The organism is Streptomonospora halophila, assembly GCF_039542725.1.
Lineage (GTDB): Bacteria > Actinomycetota > Actinomycetes > Streptosporangiales > Streptosporangiaceae > Streptomonospora > Streptomonospora halophila.
The window spans coordinates 141,834-161,518 of the sequence record NZ_BAABIK010000010.1; the positions used below are offsets into that span (position 1 = coordinate 141,834).

A 19,685-nucleotide genomic window follows, 5' to 3' on the forward strand; every position below is an offset into this window, starting at 1 on the left:
ACGACACCTACCGACGGGTAGGAGCGTGGCACAGGACATGACGACCCCGGCGCGACGCTGTGCTGGTGAGGTGATCCGACGACATGACCGCGGTGAACCGCGAATCCGCTCCCGAGCACGTCGACGAGCGCCAGGCCCGCGCGGTGGCCGAGGCCGCCCGCGAGACCGAATGGCGCAGACCCAGCTTCGGCAAGGAGCTCTACCTCGGCCGACTGCGGCTGGACCTGGTCCACCCCTATCCGCGCCCCTCCGCCGAGACCGTGGAGGAGGGCGAGGCGTTCATCGCCCGGCTGCGCGACTTCTGCACCACGATCGACGCTCAGCGCATCGAGCGCGAGGAGCGCATCCCCGACGAGGTCATGCGCGGCCTCAAGGAGCTGGGGGCGCTGGGCATGAAGATCCCCAAGGCCTACGGCGGGCTCGGGCTGAGCCAGCTCTACTACAACCGGGCCCTGACCCTCGTCGGCTCGGTCTCCCCCGCCATCGGTGCGCTGCTGTCGGCGCACCAGTCCATCGGCGTCCCCCAGCCGCTGCGGATGTTCGGCACCGAGGAGCAGAAGCGCGCGTTCCTGCCGCGCTGCGCCACCACCGACATCAGCGCGTTCCTGCTGACCGAGCCCGACGTGGGCAGCGACCCGGCGCGGCTGCACTGCACCGCCACGCCCACCGACGACGGCTCGGCCTACCTGCTCGACGGCGTGAAGCTGTGGACCACCAACGGCGTGGTGGCCGACCTGCTGGTGGTCATGGCGCGGGTGCCCGAGAGCGAGGGGCACCGGGGCGGGATCACCGCCTTCGTCGTCGAAGCCGGCTCCGAGGGCATCACCGTCGAGAACCGCAACCGGTTCATGGGCCTGCGCGGCCTGGAGAACGGCGTCACCCGCTTCCACCGGGTGCGCGTCCCCATCGAGAACCGGATCGGCGGAGAGGGCAAGGGCCTCAAGATCGCGCTTTCGACGCTGAACACCGGGCGGCTGTCGCTCCCGGCGATGTGCGTAGGCGCCGGCAAGTGGTGCACCAAGATCGCCCGCGAGTGGTCGCGCGAGCGCGTGCAGTGGGGCCGGGCCGTCGGCCGCCACGAGGAGGTCGCCAAGAAGGTGGCCTTCATCAGCGCCACCACCTACGCGATGACCGCCATGCTGGACCTGTCCAGCCAGTTCGCCGACGACGAGCGCAACGACATCCGCATCGAGGCGGCCATCGCCAAGCTGTGGTGCTCGGAGATGGCCTCGCGGGTCGCCGACGAGCTGGTGCAGCTGCGCGGCGGCCGGGGTTACGAGACCGCCGACTCGCTGGCGGCGCGCGGCGAACGCGGCATCCCCGCCGAGCAGACGCTGCGCGACCTGCGCATCAACCGGATCTTCGAGGGTTCCACGGAGATCATGCACCTGCTCATCGCCCGTGAGGCGGTCGACGCCCACCTGTCGGTGGCGGGCGACATCATCGACCCCGAGGCCGACCCGCGGGCCAAGGCCCGCGCCTTCGCGAAGGCGAGCGGCTTCTACGCGGCGTGGCTGCCCACGCTGGTGGTCGGCGAAGGGCAGCGCCCCGGCTCCTTCGGCGAGTTCGGCCCGCTGGCCGAGCACCTGCGCTACGTCGAACGCGCCTCCCGCAAGCTGGCGCGGTCCACCTTCTACGGGATGTCGCGCTGGCAGGGGCGGTTGGAGAACAAGCAGGGCTTCCTGGGCCGGGTCGTCGACATCGGCGCCGAGCTGTTCGCGATGAGCGCCGCGGTGGTGCGGGCCCAGCGCGACCTGGAGGACACCCCCGAGCGCGGCCGGGGCGCCTACGAGCTGGCCGACGCCTTCTGCCGCCAGTCCCGCCTGCGCGTCGACGCGCTGTTCACCGCGCTGTGGGCCAACACCGACGACATCGACGGCAAGCTCAGCCGCCGCGTCCTCGACGACCACTACACCTGGTTGGAGGAGGGCGTCGTCGACCCCTCCACTCCGGGGCCGCTCATCGCCCGCGCCGAACCCGGCCCCTCGGCCAAGGACGACGTGCACCGCAGGATGGGCTGAGAAGAGGCACGGCCCGCCGTCCGCCGGGGGTCGGCGGGCGCGGAAACGTCTCAGGGCCCGAGTAGCCTCGGGACACATGTACGACTCAGCGCCACCGCACCCCCGCCGCGACTCCGTGCTCTCCGCGGCGCAGGCGCGCCGGGTCGCACTCGCGGCCCAGGGGTTCGCCGACCGGCCGCCCTCCGGCGCGCCCACGGCCCGCCACCTCCAGCGGGTGATCGACCGGGTCGGGGTCATCCAGATCGACAGCGTGAACGTGCTCGCCCGCAGCCAGTACCTGCCCGTGTTCGCGCGGCTGGGCGGTTACGACCCCGCCCTGCTGGACCGCGCCGCCACCCGGCGCGGCGGCCGGCTGGTGGAGTACTGGGCGCACGAGGCCAGCCTGATCCCGCCGGCCACCCACCGGCTGCTGCGCTGGCGCATGGCGCGCGCCCGCGACGAGGCGTGGGGCGCCATACGGCGCGCGGCCGACGACCACCCCGGCCTCGTCAAGGCCGTGCGCGACGAGGTCGAGCGCAGCGGCCCGGCCACGGCCCGGCGGATCGAGGAGGCGCTGGAGCACGGCGCCGACCGCCCGCGTGAGCACTGGGGGTGGAACTGGTCGCTGGTCAAGCGGGCGCTGGAGTTCCTGTTCTGGTCGGGCGAGATCACCACCGACGGCCGCACGGCGCAGTTCGAGCGCCGCTACGACCTCGCCGAGCGGGTGCTCCCGGCCGCCGTCCGCGACGCACCCGATCCTGATCCGGCGCAGGCGCGGCGCGAGCTGATGGCCATCGCCGCGCGCGCCCACGGGGTCGGCACCGAGGTCTGCCTGCGCGACTACTTCCGGCTCGGCGCCGCCGAGGCCCGCACCGCACTGGCCGAGCTGGTCGAGTCCGGCGAGGTGGTGCCCGTCGGCGTCGCCGGGTGGCAGCGTCCCGCCTACCTGCACCGCGACGCCCGCATCCCGCGCAGGATCGGCGCCCGCGCGCTGCTGAGCCCGTTCGACTCGCTGGTGTGGGAGCGATCGCGCGCCGAGGCGCTGTTCGGATTCCGCTACCGGCTGGAGATCTACGTTCCCGAGGCCAAGCGGGTGCACGGCTACTACGTGCTGCCCTTCCTGCTGGGCGAGGACCTGGTGGCGCGCGTCGACCTCAAGGCCGACCGCCGCGCCGGACGGCTGCTGGTACGGCGCACCACGCTCGAGGAGTCCGCTCCGGGCGAGACCGCCGACGCGCTGCACGCCGAGCTGGAGCGCATGGCGGCGTGGCTGGGCCTGGCCGAGGGCGTGCACTACGAGGGCTGAACCGGCCGCTCCGGCCGCTGCGCAGCGCCGGCGGGGGCGCTCACGGGCAGGCCCGCCGGGGCGCGCGTTCAACCGCCGAGCGGTGCGCTCAGCTCCTTGGCCAGCTCCTCGAATACCAGGTCGTCGCGCTTGGGCAGGCCGAACCGCTCGTCGCCGTAGGGGAACGGAGCGGTGCCGCCGGTGCGCCGGTATCCGCGGCGCTCGTACCAGGCGATGAGGTCCGCGCGCTGGCGCAGCACCGTCATACGCATGCTCGTGCAGCCCATCTCCTCGGCCGCCGTCCGCTCGGCCTCGGCGAGCACGCTCCCGCCCAGCCCGCCGCCCTGGGCGCCGGGCCGCACCGCGAACATGCCGAAGTAGGCCGACCCGTCGCCGCCGCCGACGACCTCGCAGCAGGCCGCCGGCCGCCCGTCGCGCTCGGCGACGAGCACGCGGGCGCCGGTCCGGGCCAGCGCCTCGGCGATCTGCCCGGAGTCCACGCGCTGTCCGCCCAGCAGGTCGGCCTCGGTGGTCCATCCCTGCCGCGAGGCGCCGCCGCGGTAGGCGGAGTTCACCAGCTCCACGAGTGCCGATACGTCGCCTTCAGCGGCGTCGCGGAAGACGATCCCGCCGCCGTCGCCGCGCGCCCCCGACCGCTCCCCGACCCGCACGTCGGACTCCTCTCGCTCAAGCACCGCCCCACTCTACTGCGCGGCCGTCCGGGCTTCTCAGCGCGCCGGCGGCCCGGCGCCGCCCGCCCGCGCCGCCCGGGTGTGCAGGTAGCGCTGCTGCTGGAGGCTGGAGGTGAGCCGGGCGGCGGCCAGGTAGTGCTCGCTGGCCCCGGCCGTGTCGCCCGCCATGGCCAGCAGGTGCGCGCGGACGGCGGGCAGCCGGTGGTCGCCGCCCAGCCGCCCTTCGGCCTCGATCCCGTCGAGGACGGGCAGCGCGGTGTCCGGGCCGCGGACCATGGCCAGGGCGACGGCGCGGTTGAGCGCGACGACGGGGTTGTCCGACACCCCCATCAGCACCTCGTAGAGCGCGAGGATCTGCGGCCAGTCCGTCTCCTCGGCGCTGGGCGCCTCGTCGTGCACCGCGCTGATGGCGGCCTGCAGCTGGTAGGGCCCCACCTCGCCGCGGGAGCGGGAGCGGTTCAGCGCCGCGGTCACCAGCTCGACCCCTTCGGCGACGAGCCCGGTGTCCCACAGGCCGCGGTCCTGCTCGTCCATCGGGACCAGCGTGCCGTCGGGGGTGGTCCGGGCGGGCCGGCGCGCGTCGGTGAGCAGCATCAGCGCGAGCAGGCCCGCGGCCTCGCTGTCGCCGGGCAGCAGCCGGTGCACGATGCGCGCCAGTCGGATGGCCTCGGCGGCCAGGTCGGTGCGCTGCAGGCTGGGCCCCGAGGTGGCGGCGTATCCCTCGTTGAAGACCAGGTAGAGGACGTGCAGGACGGCGCGCAGCCGCGCGGGCCGCTCGTCGGGCGGCGGAACGGCGAACGGGACGCCGCTGTCGGCGATGCGACGCTTGGCGCGGCTGATGCGCCGTGTCATGGCCGCCTCGGGAACGAGGAAGGCCCGGGCGATCTCGGCGGTGGTCAGACCGCCGACCGCGCGCAGGCTGAGCGCGATCTGCGAGGCCGGAGTCAGCGCCGGGTGGCAGCACAGGAAGAGCACGGTCAGCGTGTCGTCGCCGTCGGCCGCCGCCCCCGCGGCGCTGCGGTCGGCTCCCGGTGCGGTCCCGGCGCCGGGCACGAGGCGGCGCGCGGCCGTCTCCTCCCGGCGCCGGCGCGCCTGTTCGCTGCGCAGCAGGTCGGTGAGCCGGCGGGACGCGGCGGTGATCAGCCAGGCGCGCGGGTCGTCCGGCACGCCCTTCGACGGCCACTGCACGGCGGCCGCCAGCAGCGCCTCCTGCACGGCGTCCTCGGCCGCGTCGAAGTGGCCGTAGCGGCGCACGACCGCGCCGAGGACCTGCGGCGTGAGGCGGCGCAGCAGGTCTTCGGGCGGGTGCGCCGCGTCCGCCGACGCGGTCCGGGATCCGACCACGGGACGGTCATCCCTCCGGCATGGGCGGCGCCTCGTCGATGGGGCGCACGTCCACGTACCAGGTCTTGCCGGGCCGGGCGCCCTCGGGGTGCGGGGTGTCCGCCAGCTGCGCCGCGATCTCGGTCGCCCGGTCGAAGCTTGCGCAGTCGACGATGGTGAACCCCGCGAGGACCTCCTGCGTCTCGGCGTAGGGGCCGTCGGTGACGACCGGCGCACCGTCCTTGCCCTCGACCCGGCGGGTGTGCACGGGCGCGCTCAGCCCGTGGCCGTCGACGAACTCGCCGGATTCGACGAGGTTCTGGTTCCACCGCCCCATGAACTCGTGCAGGGCTGCGACGTCCTGCTCGGACCACGGCGGCGTGTCGCCCGGCTTTCCGGTGAGGACGTCGTAGTCCTGCTGCGAGCCGTAGAGCATGATCATGTACTTCACGGGTCTCACCCCTGTCCGACCGGCACCCGCCTCTCGGGTGCCTTCTACCCGCGACGTCGGAGCCGGCCGCCCGTTCCGGACACGCCGCGGATGTTTTTTCCGCGACCTCGCGGCGAGGGACGGCCGACGGCGTGTGCCGGCCGCTGCGGGCGGCACACGCCGGGGGCGCTACACGCGTTCGACGATGGTGACGTTGGCCTGGCCGCCGCCCTCGCACATGGTCTGGAGGCCGTAGCGGCCGCCCGTGCGGCGGAGCTCGTGGACGAGCTTGGTCATCAGCACCGATCCGGTGGCGCCGAGGGGGTGGCCAAGGGCGATGGCGCCGCCGTTGGGGTTGGTCGTGGCGGGGTCGGCGCCCAGCTCCTGCGTCCAGGCCATCGGGACGGGGGCGAAGGCCTCGTTGATCTCGGTGACGTCGATGTCGCCGATGCCCAGCCCGGCCTTCTTCAGCGCCGCGCGGGTGGCGGGGATGGGGGCGGTGAGCATGTAGACGGGGTCGTCGCCCATCAGGGCCAGCTGGACGATCCGGGCCATCGGCCGCAGCCCGTGGCGCTCCACCGCGCGCTCGGAGGCGATCAGCAGCGCACCCGCGCCGACGGAGACCTGGCTGGCCACGGCGGCCGTCAGCGCCCAGCCCTCGCGCAGCGGGTCCAGCGCGGCCATCTTCTCCAGCGTGGTGTCGGGGCGCACGCCCTCGTCCCGGGAGACGCCGGCCAGCGGTGCAATCTCGTCGTCGAAGCGGCCGGCGTCGCGGGCGGCGGCCGCCCGTCGGTGACTCTCCAGCGAGTAGTTCTCCAGGTCCTCGCGGCTGTAGCCCCACTTCTCGGCCATCAGCTGCGCGCCGCGGAACTGCGAGATCTCCTGGTCGCCGTAGCGCTTGGCCCAGCCCTCGCCGAACAGGGACAGCCCGGCGTCGATGGCGAACTTCGCGTTGGCTCCCATGGGGACCATGCCCATGTTCTCGACGCCCGAGGCGACGACGAGGTCCTGGGTGCCCGACATGACGCCCTGGGCGGCGAAGTGCACGGCCTGCTGGGACGAGCCGCACTGCCGGTCGATGGTGACGCCGGCGGTGGTCTCGGGCAGGCCCGCCGACAGCCAGGCGGTGCGCGCGAGGTCGAGGGCCTGCGGGCCGACCTGGCTCACGCAGCCCATCACCACGTCCTCGACCGCCTCGGGGTCCGCACCGGTGCGGTCCATCAGCTCCTTGAGGACGTGTGCACCCAGGTCGGCCGGGTGCACGCCCGCCAGGGCGCCCTTCTTCGTGCCTACCGGGGTCCGGACGGCCCCGACGATGTATGCCTCAGCCACTGTGCCCTCCTGGGGAGGCTGCGGTGCTCCGCAGCGTGTCGGTCCTCAACCGAACCATATTCGGTTTCGGTGTCCAGGCAAGGCCCCGGGGCGCGCCCGTCCGCCTCGGCGTTCACCGGCCCCGGACCGGTCTGAGCCGCGGCCCTTCTGCGGCGAGGGCGGCGTCCTCCTCGTCGCCGAGGGAGTCCCGGGCGACGTCGCGCAGCACCCCGGCGAGCTCGGAGCGGTCCTTCTCGGAGAGGTCGGCCAGCGCCGTGCGTACCGCGCGCTCCTGGGCGCCGACGAGCCGCAGCGCCACCGCGCGCCCGTTCCCGTTCAGCCGCCAGGCGCCGTCGCCGGACTCGGCGAGCAGGTCCGCGCGGTGCAGCTCCTCGTGTACCGGCACCAGGCCCGCCTCAGGGCGGCGGCACAGCCGCGCCAGGTCCGCACCGGGGAGCGCGCCGGTGGCCGCGATGTGGGTGACGGTCCAGCACGCCGCGGGCGAGAGCTCGACGCCGGCCGCCGCGGCCAGCCGCTCGTACATCCGGCGCGGCTCCGCGGCTCCCGCCGCCCGGTAGGCCGCGGCCTCGACGCGGTCCAGCGGTTCGCGGGCGGTCGCCACGGGCGGCAGCGCCTCGTCCAGGTCGGGTGTGGCGATCGTGCTGCGCAGCGGGACCTCCTTGAGGAGCAGCGCGAACACGACCGCCGCGCCGGCCACGGGCACCGTGGAGAGGAACACCGTGCCGACCGCGCCGGCGTAGGCGTTCAGCAGGTCCGCCTGGGTACCCGGCGCCAGCGCGTCCAGCGCGCCCGGGTCGGTCTCCAGCCGCTCGACCGAGACCCCCTGCGGCAGGTCCGCGCCGGCGGCGCGCTCGCGCAGGTCGGCGGCGAGCCGCACGGCGAGGACCGAGCCGAACACCGCGGTGCCGATCGACCCCCCGATGGAGCGGAAGAAGGTGCCGGTCGAGGTGGCCGCGCCCAGGTCGCGGAAGTCCACGGCGTTCTGCACGGCGGTCAGCACCACCTGCATCACCACGCCCAGACCGCAGCCCAGCAGCAGGAGGTACAGGCTCATCAGCGCGCCCGGGGTCTGCGGGCCCAGCGTGGACAGGAGCCCGAGCGCGACCGCGACCACCGCCATGCCCGCCACGGGGTAGGCCGTGTAACGGCCGGTGTAGGTGACCAGCCGACCGGAGGCCACGGCGGTGACCAGCATCCCCAGGACCATCGGCAGCAGATGCAGGCCCGAGGCCGTCGGCGAGTAGCCGTGCACCGCCTGCAGGAACAGCGGCAGGTAGGCCATCGCGCCCATCATCGCGAACCCCGCGCAGGCCAGCACCGCCGCTCCCGCAACCACCGTGCGGTGCGTGAACAGCTCCAGCGGCATCACCGGATCGGCGGACCGGCGCGCGCCGGCGAACCACAGCACCGCCAGCACGGCCGCGGCGCCGACCAGCCCGAGCACCATCGGCGAGGTCCACGGGTAGAGGCCGCCGCCCCAGGCGGCGACCAGCGTGAGGCACACCGCGGCACCCGCCGGAAGCAGGGTTCCCGCGTAGTCGATCCGGCGCCGCCCGCGCCCGCCGGCGGCCGCGGGCAGCGCCAGCAGCACGGCGGTGAAGGCGAGCAGGCCCAGCGGAAGGTTGATGTAGAACACCCAGCGCCAGCTCAGGTGGTCCACGAACAGCCCGCCCAGCAGCGGACCGGCCACGGCGGCGGCACCGAAAGAGGCGCCGAAGAGCCCGCGGTACCCGCCGCGCTCGCGCGGCGGGGCGATGTCGCCCACGATCGCCATGGCCAGCGCCATGAGTCCTCCCCCGCCGATGCCCTGCAGCGCGCGGAAGCCGATCAGCTGCGGCATCGACTGCGCGGCGCCGCACAGCGCCGAGCCGGCGAGGAAGACCAGGATGCAGGCCAAGAACAGGTTCTTGCGGCCGTACCGGTCGCCGAGCCTTCCCCACAGCGGGGCACTCGCGGTCACGGCCAGCAGGTAGGCGGTGATCACCCAGGACAGGTGGTTGAGGCCGCCGAGGTCGCCGACGACGGCGGGCAGCGCGGTGGCGACGATGGTCTGGTCCAGGGCCGCCGGCACCACGGCGAGCAGCAGCGCGGTCATCACCAGGACGATGCCGCTCCCCTGCCGCTCGTTCCGCTCACGCTGCTGCGCTACGTGTCTACCCATCGTGGCCCCCTGATCGGCGCCGGAACACAGGCACGTGCGTCGCTGTGTGGCGGGCAGCCTAGGCAGCGCACCGGCTGCGGGACGCGCCGCCGGGCGGGCACTGCACCGGACTTTGCGGAACTTTCATCCGCCGCCGCACCGAATCGTGTTCGGTTACGGTGGTGCTGCGTGCGGGACGCGGGCGCGCGGCACCGCGCAGCCCGCTGGACGACAAGGAGGCGGCCCATGCAACGGGAGCTCTTCGAAACCGAGCACGACCTCTTCCGCGAGTCGGTGGCCGAGTTCCTCAAGCGCGAGGTGGTCCCGCACCACGAGGCGTGGGAGAAGGACGGCATCGTGCCCCGCGAGGTGTGGACCAAGGCCGGCGAGGTCGGCCTGCTCGGGCTCGGCGTCCCCGAGTCCTACGGCGGTTCGGGCGTCGTGGACTTCCGCTTCAACGCCGTCGTCGACGAGGAGGTCTGCCGCGTCGGCGCCAGCGGCCTCGGGTTCGGCCTGCAGAACGACGTCATCGCGCCCTACATGGTGCACCTGACCACCGAGGAGCAGCGCCGCCGCTGGCTGCCCGGGTTCGCCTCCGGCGAGCTGATCACCGCGATCGCCATGACCGAGCCCGGCGCGGGCAGCGACCTGCAGGGCATCAGCACCTCCGCGGTGCGCGACGGCCGCGACTACGTGCTCAACGGGCAGAAGACGTTCATCACCAACGGGATCAACTCCGACCTGGTCATCGTTGTGGCGCGGACCGATCCCGAGGCCGGGGCGCACGGCCTGTCCCTGCTGGCCGTCGAGCGGGGCATGCCCGGCTTCGAGCGCGGCCGCAACCTCGCCAAGATCGGGCTGAAGGCGCAGGACACCGCCGAGCTGTCGTTCACCGACGTGCGGGTGCCCGCGGCCAACCTGATCGGCCGGGAGAACCACGGGTTCGCGCATCTGATGGAGAACCTGCCCCAGGAGCGGCTGTCGATCGCAGTGGCGGCCACCGCCGGGGCCGAGGCCGTGCTCGCCGAGACGATCGCCTACTGCAAGGACCGCACCGCTTTCGGGCGTCCGATCGGGAAGTTCCAGAACACCCGTTTCGTACTGGCCGAGTTGGCGACCGAGGCGGATCTCGCCCGCACCTACGTCGACCGGGCGATCACGCTGCTCAACCGCGGCGAGCTGACCGTGGAGGACGCCGCCAAGGCGAAATGGTGGACGACCGAGTTCGCGAACCGGGTCATGGACCGGTGCCTGCAACTGCACGGCGGGTACGGGTACATGATGGAATACCCCGTGGCGAAGGCATGGCAGGACGCCAGGATCCAGTCGATCTTCGGCGGCACGACGGAGATCATGAAGGAGATCGTGGGTCGCTCGCTGGGCCTGTAGCCACGCCCCCGAGGGTCACGGCGAAAGGGTCGGCATGAGCGGCGCGTGGGACGGGCTGATCGTCCTCGGACTCCTGATCATCCTGCTGGTGCTGGGTGTGCGCAGGCTCCGGCCGCGCATGCACATCCCGTGGACCACCGGCGGCATCGTGGTGTGCTTCATCTTCGTGGTGCTGATGCTGTGGGCGTGGTCCAACCGCTGAGTCCCCCGCTGGCGGCTCCGCCCGGCCTGACCCGCGGGCGCCGCCTGGACGCCCGCGCGGGCGGCGGTCCCGGGTCCGGGGGCCCGCCGCGGCGGCGCTACTCCGACTTCAGCGGGACCTCGAACCAGACCGCCTTGCCGTCGGGGGTGGGCCGCGAGCCCCAGCGCGTGGCCAACTGGTCGACGAGGTAGAGGCCGCGGCCGCCCTCGTCGTCGGCTCCGGCGCTGCGGATGCGCGGCAGCCGCAGGTCGCGGTCGAAGACCTCGACCCACACCGAGGCCCCGCCCCGGCGCAGGCGCAGCAGGAACTCGCTGGGCTGGGCCCCCTCGTCGTCGTCGGAGGACTCCTCCAGCAGGTCCGACCAGTCCTCGTCGAAGTCGTCGGCGTCGTCGCCGAGTCCGCCCAGGTCCAGGGTGTCGGAGGAGTCGCGCACGCCGTCGGAGGTGAACTCCCGGCGGACCGGGTGGGGCGTGGCGTGTATGACGACGTTGGTGACGATCTCCGAGACCAGCAGGCAGGCGAGCTCCGCCTGGTCGCGGTCCATGCCCCAGTTCTTGAACGTGCTGGAGGCGAGGTGGCGTGCGTCGCCGACGGTGGGGGCCTCGGCGATGAACCAGCCCTCCTCCATGGCGAGCTCGCCGGAGTGGGTGCGCACCACCAGCAGTGCGGTGTCGTCGTCGATCTCGCCGGGCACGGCGGTGACGGCGGTCTGGGCGATCTGCTCGACGTCCTTGTCGGCGACGTCACGCACGCGCCTGCGCAGCTGGTCCAGCGAGCGCGGGACGTCGACGGTGCCGCCGATGGGGCGCCGGTCGACCAGGCCGTCGGTGTAGAGCAGCAGCGTGGCGCCGGCGGGAAGCTCCAGTTCGGCCTGGTGGTACACGGCGTCGTCGAAGGGCGCACCGCGCAGCTTGACGCCCAGCAGCGTGTCGGTGACCTCCAGCGACAGCTCGTCGACGTGGTCGTCGCAGATCAGCAGCGGCGACTGGTGCCCGGCGTTGGCGTAGGACAGCTGGCGCGACCAGGCGTCGTAGACCATGTACAGGCAGCTGACGCTGGGCACCCAGGTGCCGCCGGAGCCGTCGGGGCGGCCGAGCTGGCGCACCCATTCGTCCAGTTCGCGCAGGATGTCGGCGGGTTCGCGGTCAGCCTGGGCGAAGGCGCGCAGCGCGGCGCGGAGCTGGCCCATGACCGCGGCCGCGTGCGGGCCGCGCCCCTCGACGTCGCCGATGACGATTCCCACGCGCCCGGCCGAGAGCGGGATGACGTCGTAGAAGTCGCCGCCGACCTGGGTCTGGATGCCGTGGCCGTTGGCCTCCAGCGGCTTCGCGGGCACGTAGCGGTGCGCGATGGACAGCCCGTCGAAGTCGGGGAACGAGCGCGGCAGCAGGCTGTGCTGGAACGCGAGCGCGGTGCTGCGCTCCTCCTCGAACAGGCGGGCGTTGTCGATCGCCAGGGCCACCCGGGAGGCGAGCGCGCCCACCAGGTCGCGGTCGAAGGCGCCGTAGCGGGTCTTCTGGCGGGGGGAGAGCCGGGACAGGGCGAGCGTGAGCACGCCCAGGAGTTCACCGCGGGCGCGCAACGGCGCCGCAATGGCAGATGTCACCCCCACCTGCTCGGCCACGAGCGCCGAGCGCCTGTCGTCGGAATCGGACGCGTAGGCGTAGTCGCCCACGAGCACGGTCTCCATCCGCCGCATCGCGGTGTAGACGAAGTGGCGGTCGGGGTAGCGGACCTCCTCGCCGACGTCGAACCAGGTGCCCGGCGGCGGGGTCCATCCCTCGGCGTGCACGGAGACGCGCCGGACGAGCCGGTCGTGGTCGAAGAGGTCGATGAAGCAGTGGTCGGCGAACTGGGGCACGAGGATCTCGGCGACGGCCTTCATCGTGGAGTCGAACTCCAGCGACCCCGCCAGGCGGCTGCCGACCCGCTCAAGCAGGCCGTAGAGGTCCTCGATGCGGCCGCTGCGCAGGGCCTCGCCCGCGAAGACGATGAAGCCGTCGACCGCCCCCGCGGAGTCCTTCATCGGCACCGCGTTGACGCGCACGTGCAGCCACGAGGAGTCGGGCCGCATGATCGCGAACGTGCCGTCCCAGGTGTCGCCCTGCAGAGCGCGGCGCGAGAGCTGGTTGGCGCGTTCGAGGTCGCCCTCCTGGATGCCCAGGCCGGCCAGCGTCACCCCGCGCGGGTCGGAGTCCGCGGGCAGCCCGAAAAGCTCGTGCGCGAAGGGGTTGATGTAGCGGAGACGACTGGCGCGGTCGGCTACGAGGACGGCGATCTGCGCCTGCTCGAAGACCGCGTCCCCGGTTAGGGCATCGTCGTCGTAGAAGGCTTCCCCCCGTCGGTTCATTCAGCCGCCACCTCGACCTCACCGGCGGCGGTCACGATGCCGCGCCGCACGGTCCGCACTGTGCCCGCGCGGCCGCTCCGATCGCGCCGGGGACCGCGCGCCATGGGCAGAGCATAGCCCGAGTGTGCAGGTATCTGCAGAGCAACGTGACATTTCGGCCCCGCGGACCCCGTGCGCGCAGCCGGCGGAGGGCACGGGTCCGGGCCGGTTCAGGGCTTGGTGACGAAAATGTGGCTGGCGATCTGCCGTGACAGTTCGCTGGGCTCGCCATCCTTGCCGCTACCACCAATCACCTGTACGCCGTTCTCCGTCTCGAGAACGGCGACTTCCTGCTCGGGTTGTACCCCGGCGCGCTTGAGATCGAGCATGACTTCGGGATCGCCCTGCAGCTGCTCGCTGATCCGCCGGACCTTGACGCTGGTCTCGGTGCCGTTGGCGACGTCGAGCATCGGCACGATGGACTCGCCGGAGAACGGCTCGGGGGCGTAGCCGGCCAGCCCCAGCTCGTCCAGCGCCGGGATGGGGTTGCCGTGCGGACACACCGAGGGCGCGTTCAGCAGGTGCACCAGGCGCTCTTCGACCGCCTCGGAGATGACGTGCTCCCAGCGGCAGGCCTCGACGTGGACGTCCTCCCAGGGCAGGCCGATGACGTCGACGAGCAGGCGCTCGGCCAGGCGGTGCTTGCGCATGACCAGGGTGGCCAGCCGGCGGCCCTCGTCGGTCATGACCAGGTGACGGTCGTTCTCGACGCGCAGCAGGCCGTCGCGCTCCATGCGGGCGACGGTCTGGCTGACCGTGGGACCGCTCTGCTGGAGGCGTTCGGCGATGCGCGCCCGCAGGGGCACGATCCCCTCTTCCTCCAGCTCGAATATCGTCCGGAGGTACATCTCGGTTGTGTCGATTAGCCCGTGTGCGGTCAAGGCTCCCCCTCCCCTCATGGGCCGTCGAGAGTCGACGACGGCAGACTCTCAACACAGACCGGCCGCACGGGATTCCGGTTGCCCGCCGGCATCGTGCCCGGACGGGAACCGACCGCTGCGCCCTGGCCGCGGGAGCGGCCACCGATTCCGTTCATCATACCCCGGCGAGGGACAACCCACTGCGCCGCAGTGTGTCCCGTTCCACACCCGCGCAGCCGACCGAAACACCCCGCGGGCCGGGCGCCGAAGGCCGGCGGCGCTCCCCACGCGCTCACGTGCACCGCCGCCGCGCGCACCCGCGCAGGTCGCGGGTTGCTAGGGCGCCAGCCGGTCCAGCTCCCAGACGCCGTCCTCGGGCCCTCCGGTGGCCAGGGTGTAGCGGAAGCGGTCGTGCATCCGGTCGGCGCGCCCCTGCCAGAACTCGACCTCCTCCACCTGGACCCGGTAGCCGCCCCAGTAGGCGGGCCGCGGGATCTCCTCGCCGCCGCTCCACACGTCGCCGAACTCGGCGTAGAGCGCGTCCAGCTCGCCGCGGTCGGCGACGCGGCCGGACTGGCGCTCGCTGGCCCATGCGCCGATCTGTGAGCCTCTGGGACGTGTACGGAAGTACGCGTCGTTCTCGGCGTCGGTGAGGCGTTCGCCGCGGCCCCGCACAAGCACCTGGCGCCGGATCGCGTGCCAGGGGAAGACCGCGGCCAGGCGCGGCTCGTCGGCCAGCGCGCGCCCTTTCCGGGAGCCGTAGTTGGTGAAGAACCGCAGGCCGGAGCGGTCGTACCCTTTGAGTAGAACGGTACGCGCACGGGGTGCGCCGTCGGGCTCCACCGTGGCGACGACCATGGCGTTGGGCTCGGCCAGCCCCGCCGTGTGCGCCTGTGTGAACCACGTGTGAAACTGCTCCATGGGATGCGCCGCCATGTCGGCCCTCCGCAGCGGAGCCCCCTCGTAGGGCTGCCGCAGCTCCGCCGGCTCGCTGTGGTTCACAGTGGAGCATCCTCACACGGCCTGCGGGGTAGGCGCCACATGCAGGACCGCCCGACCAGCGACACCGCGAGTGCCACCGAGACCTGACCGAACGGCCCGCCGGGCGCACCCGGATCCACCGGACCGCGACACTACGGAGGAAGCCGGTATGTCGGAGTTCAAACCCGGGCTCGAAGGAGTCGTGGCGTTCGAGACGCAGATCGCCGAACCGGACAAGGAGGGCGGTGCCCTCCGCTACCGGGGCGTCGACATCGAGAACCTCGTCGGCAAGACGGCCTTCGGGCGGGTCTGGGGGCTGCTGGTCGACGACGGCTTCTACCCCGGCCTCCCCTTCGCCGAGCCGGTCGCCCAGTCGGTTCGCACCGGGGACATCCGCGTGGACGTGCAGAGCGCGCTGGCTGCGCTGGCCCCTCTGTGGGGCTTCAAACCGCTGCTGGACATCGACGACGACGAGGCCCGCGACAACGTCGCCCGCGCGGCCTCGGCCGCGCTTTCGGTCACCGCCCAGGCCGCCCGCGGCGACCTGCCGGAGGTGCCGCGCGCCCGCATCGAGGAGGGCGCCTCGGTGGTCGAGCGGTTCATGATCCAGCTGCGCGGCGAGCCCGACCCGCGCCACGTGAAGGCGGTCGACGCCTACTGGACCTCCGCCGCCGAGCACGGTATGAACGCCTCGACGTTCACCGCGCGCGTCATCGCCTCCACCGGCGCCGACGTCGCCGCCGCGCTGTCGGGCGCCGTGGGCGCCATGTCCGGCCCGCTGCACGGCGGGGCGCCGGCGCGCGTGCTGCACATGCTCGACGAGACCGAGCGCATCGGCGACGCGCGCACCTTCGTGACCCGCGCCATGGACCGGGGCGAGCGCCTGATGGGCTTCGGCCACCGCGTGTACCGCGCCGAGGACCCGCGCGCCCGGGTGCTGCGCCGCACCGCCAAGGAGCTCGACGCGCCGCGCTTCGAGGTCGCCGAGGCCCTGGAGAACGCCGCCCTTGAGGAGCTGCACGCCCGCAAGCCCGACCGGGTGCTGGCCACCAACGTCGAGTACTGGGCGGCGGTCGTGCTGGACTTCGCGGAGATCCCGACGGAGATGTTCACGGCCATGTTCACCTGCGCCCGCACCGCCGGCTGGTCGGCCCACATCCTGGAGCAGAAGCGGACCGGTCGGCTCGTACGGCCCAGCGCCGACTACACCGGCCCCGCCGCCCGCGCCATCGACGACGTCCCGGGCGCCCGGGAGGCCCTCGCCCAGGGGGTGTGAGACCCGCCGGCGCCGGCCGCCGGCACCGGGCCATCACGAGCGGCACCTGTGCGGCGGCCAAGGCCTCCCGACCGCCGCGCTCGCTGGGCAAACGCCGCTAACCCGCCCCCCTTACCTGCGGCGCGATGACGCCAGCCACTACCCTTGCCCAGGTGACCGACATTCAGATTCCCGCGAACCTGCTGCCCAGCGACGGCCGCTTCGGCTGCGGTCCGTCGAAGGTCCGACCCGAGCAACTCTCCGCCCTCGCGTCGTCCGGCTCCGGCTACATGGGGACCTCCCACCGGCAAAAGCCGGTCAAGTCCTTGGTGGGGCGGGTGCGAACCGGTCTGTCGCAGCTCTTCGACCTGCCCGAGGGCTATGAGGTCGTGCTCGGCAACGGCGGCACCACCGCCTTCTGGGACACCGCCGCCCACGGCCTGGTGCGCCGGAAGTCCCAGCACCTGTCCTTCGGCGAGTTCTCCTCGAAGTTCGTCAAGGTCACCAAGGGCGCGCCGTGGCTCGACGAGCCGAGCGTCATCAGCACCGACCCCGGCACGCACGGCGAGCCGGCGGCCGAGGACGGCGTGGACGCCTACGCGCTGACCCACAACGAGACCTCGACCGGCGTGGCCATGCCTATCCGGCGGGTGCCCGGCGCCGCGGACGACGCGCTGGTGATGGTCGACGCCACCAGCGGCGCCGGCGGCCTGCCGGTCGACATCTCCGAGACCGACGTCTACTACTTCGCCCCCCAGAAGTGCTTCGCCGCCGACGGCGGGCTGTGGGTGGCGATCATGTCGCCCCGGGCGCTGGCGCGGGTCGACGAGATCGCCGGGAGCGGCCGCTACATCCCCGAGTTCTTCTCGCTGACGACCGCGGTCGACAACTCCCGCAAGGACCAGACCTACAACACGCCCGCCGTGGCCACGCTGATGCTGCTCGCCGACCAGGTCGAGTGGATGAACGAGCGGGGCGGCCTGGACTGGACGGTGCGCCGCACCGCGGAGTCCTCGTCGGTGCTGTACTCCTGGGCGGAGAAGGTCGACTACGCCAGCCCGTTCGTGGCCGAGCCCGCACAGCGGTCCCAGGTCGTGGGCACGATCGACTTCGCCGAAAGCGTCGACGCGGCGGCGGTCGCCGCCACCCTGCGCGCCAACGGGATCGTCGACACCGAGCCCTACCGCAAGCTGGGCCGCAACCAGCTGCGCATCGGCATGTTCCCGGCGATCGAGCCGGACGACGTGCGCGCGCTCACCGGGTGCATCGAGCACGTGGTGGGCAAGCAGGGCTGAGGCGCCCCCCGGCCCGCGCCGCCCGCCCGGCGGCCGCATGCGGCCGGTTCGCGCGACAGAGCGCGACACGATACACCTGATGGCCTGCCCGGACGCGGTGTCCGGGCAGGCCATCACTTGCGAGCGGGTGCCCGTGCAGCGCGGGCGTCCGAGGACGGATGCGGCTGTGCGCAGAAACAAGCAGGAGCCCGAGCTCAAGATCATTTCGCACCGGGGCGCCTCCGGGCACCGCCCGGAGCACACGCTGGGCTCCTACGAGCTCGGTGCGCGCGTCGGCGGCGACTTCATGGAGGTCGACCTGGTCGCCACGGCCGACGGCGCGCTGGTGGCCCGCCACGAGCCCGAGATCGGGGGCACGACCGACGTCGCCGACCACCCCGAGTTCGCCGACCGCCGCACCACCCGGACCGTCGACGGACGCGACCACACCGGCTGGTTCGCGCACGACTTCACGCTGGACGAGCTGAAGACGCTGCGCGCCACCGAGCGGATCCCCGACGTCCGCCCCGCCAACGCCGCCCACGACGGCGTCTACGAGATCCCCACCCTTCAGGAGATCATCGACCTGGCCCGGCGGATGAGCGCGGAGCTGGGCCGGCGCATCGGGATCTATCCCGAGACCAAGCACCCCGCCTACCACTCGGGGCTGGGGCTGGACCTGGAGCCGCCGCTGCTGGCTGCGCTGCTGGACAACGGACTGGCCGGGCCCGAGCCGGAGCTTCCGGTCTTCCTCCAGTCCTTCGAGGGCGAGAGCCTGCGCAAGCTCGCCGACGTCCGGCTGCCCCGCGTCCTCTTGATGGGCACCGAGGAGCACTGGCGCCCGTTGCTCACCCCCGAGGGGCTGGCCGGGGTCGCGGAGTACGCCGAGGCGATCGGCCCGAACAAGGATCTGGTGATCCCGCGCGACGAAAACGGCGAACTGGGTGAGGCGACCGCCCTCGTGGCCGACGCCCACGAGGCGGGCCTGCTCGTGCACCCCTGGACGTTCCGCAGCGAGAACCGCTTCCTGCCCGCGGATCTGCGCAGCGGCGGCGGCGCAGGAGACTTCGGCGGGTTCGCCGCCGAGTACGGCGCGTTCTTCGAGGCCGGGGTGGACGGCGTGTTCACCGACCACTCGCGGCACGCGTTCCTGGCGCGGGAGATCTACCTGGAGGGCGAGTGAAGCCGCTGCGGCGGGCCGACGGCACGGCCCCCGACTCGCTGCCCGAGAGCGTGGCGCGCAACATCAGGGCCCTCGACGGCGGGCCCGCGTGGCTCAAGTCGCTGCCGGAGACGCTGGCCGACGTGCAGGCCGCCTGGGACCTGGCCCTGGACTCCCCGTTCGACGGCGGCAGCTGCTCCTGGGCGGGTCCGGCGCGCACCGGCTCCGCCGAGCGATCCGTGCTCAAGGTCTCCTTCCCGCACCGCGAGGCACGCGGAGAGGCGGAGGCGCTGCGCTTCTGGGACGGCGCCGGAGCCGTCCGGCTGCTGCGCGCCAGCGAGGACGGCTTCGCGCTGCTACTGGAGGAGTGCCGCCCCGGTGCCACGCTGCGCGACTCCCCCGGGGAGCCCGAGGACCTGCTCGCCGCCGGCCTGCACGTGCTCGCGTGGCTGTGGCGCCGGCCGCCGGAGCCGGGTCTGGATCTGGAGAGCCTGGAGACGGTCGCGACCGACTGGGCCGGGCTGGTCGAGGAGCGCCATCCCCGGCTGCGCCCCGGCGCCGATCCGCACCTGGTGCGCACCGCGGTCGACCTGCTCGGCTCGCTGCCGCGGACGGCCGAGCGGTCGGTGGTGCTGCACGGCGACTTCAACCCGGGCAACATCCTCGCCGCCGAGCGCGCACCGTGGCTGGCCATCGACCCCAAGCCGATGGTGGGCGACCCGGGCTACGACGTCTGGCCGCTGATCATGCAGATCGACCCCCCGATGCGGCTGATCGACCCGCTCCCGGCGCTGCGCCGCCGGTTCGACACGGCCGCCGAAATCCTCGGCGAGCCCGCCGACCGGCTGGCGGCCTGGTCGGCGGCCCGGGCGGTGGAGTCGGCCTTCGACCGGTACAACATCGGCTCCTACCCGGCGGGCGACGCCGAACTGGCCCAGGCGGAACTGCTGGCCGACGTGGCGGGCCTGTAG

At 73.3% G+C, this 19,685-nt stretch carries 16 protein-coding genes; 8 read left to right on the forward strand and 8 right to left on the reverse strand.

The annotated features are described in order from the left end of the window. The first annotated feature begins 83 nt into the window (after positions 1 to 83). Both ABEA15_RS10955 and ABEA15_RS10960 read left to right on the forward strand, forming a co-directional pair. Positions 84 to 2,021 (forward strand): acyl-CoA dehydrogenase family protein, encoded by a 1,938-nt coding sequence (locus tag ABEA15_RS10955; RefSeq protein ID WP_344142702.1) that lies wholly within the window; start codon positions 84 to 86, stop codon positions 2,019 to 2,021. A gap of 76 nt (positions 2,022 to 2,097) precedes the next feature. Further along, a complete protein-coding gene (locus ABEA15_RS10960) occupies positions 2,098 to 3,306 on the forward strand; it encodes a winged helix-turn-helix domain-containing protein (RefSeq protein WP_345556547.1) in 1,209 nt (402 codons plus the stop codon). A gap of 68 nt (positions 3,307 to 3,374) precedes the next feature. On the opposite strand, the gene ABEA15_RS10965 is transcribed toward ABEA15_RS10960, so the two are convergent. From ABEA15_RS10965 to ABEA15_RS10985, 5 genes are all read right to left on the reverse strand, one after another. Further along, positions 3,375 to 3,956: a GNAT family N-acetyltransferase gene (locus ABEA15_RS10965; protein ID WP_425579381.1), complete on the reverse strand. Its 582-nt coding sequence runs from the start codon at positions 3,954 to 3,956 to the stop codon at positions 3,375 to 3,377. A gap of 57 nt (positions 3,957 to 4,013) precedes the next feature. Then, positions 4,014 to 5,321: an RNA polymerase sigma factor gene (locus tag ABEA15_RS10970; RefSeq protein WP_345556548.1), complete on the reverse strand. Its 1,308-nt coding sequence runs from the start codon at positions 5,319 to 5,321 to the stop codon at positions 4,014 to 4,016. A gap of 7 nt (positions 5,322 to 5,328) precedes the next feature. Then, positions 5,329 to 5,742 carry a YciI family protein gene (locus ABEA15_RS10975; RefSeq protein ID WP_345556568.1) on the reverse strand — a complete coding sequence of 138 codons (414 nt, stop codon included), beginning with the start codon at positions 5,740 to 5,742 and terminating at the stop codon, positions 5,329 to 5,331. A 177-nt stretch (positions 5,743 to 5,919) separates the two neighbouring features. Next, positions 5,920 to 7,062, reverse strand: coding sequence for an acetyl-CoA C-acetyltransferase (locus tag ABEA15_RS10980; protein WP_345556549.1), 1,143 nt, complete (start codon positions 7,060 to 7,062; stop codon positions 5,920 to 5,922). A 112-nt stretch (positions 7,063 to 7,174) separates the two neighbouring features. Beyond that, positions 7,175 to 9,223 (reverse strand): MDR family MFS transporter, encoded by a 2,049-nt coding sequence (locus ABEA15_RS10985; RefSeq protein WP_345556550.1) that lies wholly within the window; start codon positions 9,221 to 9,223, stop codon positions 7,175 to 7,177. A gap of 225 nt (positions 9,224 to 9,448) precedes the next feature. Here ABEA15_RS10985 and ABEA15_RS10990 point away from each other — a divergent pair, with 225 nt between their 5' ends. Both ABEA15_RS10990 and ABEA15_RS10995 read left to right on the forward strand, forming a co-directional pair. After that, on the forward strand, positions 9,449 to 10,591 hold the full coding sequence (locus ABEA15_RS10990) for an acyl-CoA dehydrogenase family protein (RefSeq protein ID WP_345556551.1): 1,143 nt from the start codon (positions 9,449 to 9,451) through the stop codon (positions 10,589 to 10,591). Between the two features lie 34 nt (positions 10,592 to 10,625). Further along, on the forward strand, positions 10,626 to 10,793 hold the full coding sequence (locus ABEA15_RS10995; RefSeq protein ID WP_311546654.1) for a hypothetical protein: 168 nt from the start codon (positions 10,626 to 10,628) through the stop codon (positions 10,791 to 10,793). A gap of 97 nt (positions 10,794 to 10,890) precedes the next feature. On the opposite strand, the gene ABEA15_RS11000 is transcribed toward ABEA15_RS10995, so the two are convergent. From ABEA15_RS11000 to pdxH, 3 genes are all read right to left on the reverse strand, one after another. Next, positions 10,891 to 13,143, reverse strand: coding sequence for an ATP-binding SpoIIE family protein phosphatase (locus ABEA15_RS11000; RefSeq protein WP_344142695.1), 2,253 nt, complete (start codon positions 13,141 to 13,143; stop codon positions 10,891 to 10,893). Between the two features lie 209 nt (positions 13,144 to 13,352). Further along, positions 13,353 to 14,063, reverse strand: coding sequence for an iron-dependent transcriptional repressor DtxR (locus tag ABEA15_RS11005; protein ID WP_344142694.1), 711 nt, complete (start codon positions 14,061 to 14,063; stop codon positions 13,353 to 13,355). A gap of 315 nt (positions 14,064 to 14,378) precedes the next feature. Beyond that, entirely contained in the window at positions 14,379 to 15,044 is a 666-nt protein-coding gene (gene pdxH / locus ABEA15_RS11010; RefSeq protein ID WP_345556552.1) for a pyridoxamine 5'-phosphate oxidase, read from the reverse strand. Positions 15,045 to 15,192: 148 nt separating this feature from the next. Between pdxH and ABEA15_RS11015 the strand changes: the two genes are divergently transcribed. The 4 genes from ABEA15_RS11015 to ABEA15_RS11030 all read left to right on the forward strand — a co-directional run bounded on the left by ABEA15_RS11015 (position 15,193) and on the right by ABEA15_RS11030 (position 19,685). Next, positions 15,193 to 16,299, forward strand: coding sequence for a citrate synthase 2 (locus ABEA15_RS11015; RefSeq protein WP_344142691.1), 1,107 nt, complete (start codon positions 15,193 to 15,195; stop codon positions 16,297 to 16,299). Positions 16,300 to 16,424: 125 nt separating this feature from the next. After that, a complete protein-coding gene (gene serC, locus ABEA15_RS11020) occupies positions 16,425 to 17,573 on the forward strand; it encodes a phosphoserine transaminase (RefSeq protein WP_345556553.1) in 1,149 nt (382 codons plus the stop codon). Between the two features lie 166 nt (positions 17,574 to 17,739). Beyond that, a complete protein-coding gene (locus tag ABEA15_RS11025) occupies positions 17,740 to 18,735 on the forward strand; it encodes a glycerophosphodiester phosphodiesterase family protein (RefSeq protein WP_345556554.1) in 996 nt (331 codons plus the stop codon). Then, positions 18,732 to 19,685 (forward strand): aminoglycoside phosphotransferase family protein, encoded by a 954-nt coding sequence (locus ABEA15_RS11030; RefSeq protein WP_345556555.1) that lies wholly within the window; start codon positions 18,732 to 18,734, stop codon positions 19,683 to 19,685. Before ABEA15_RS11025 ends, ABEA15_RS11030 begins: the two co-directional genes overlap by 4 nt.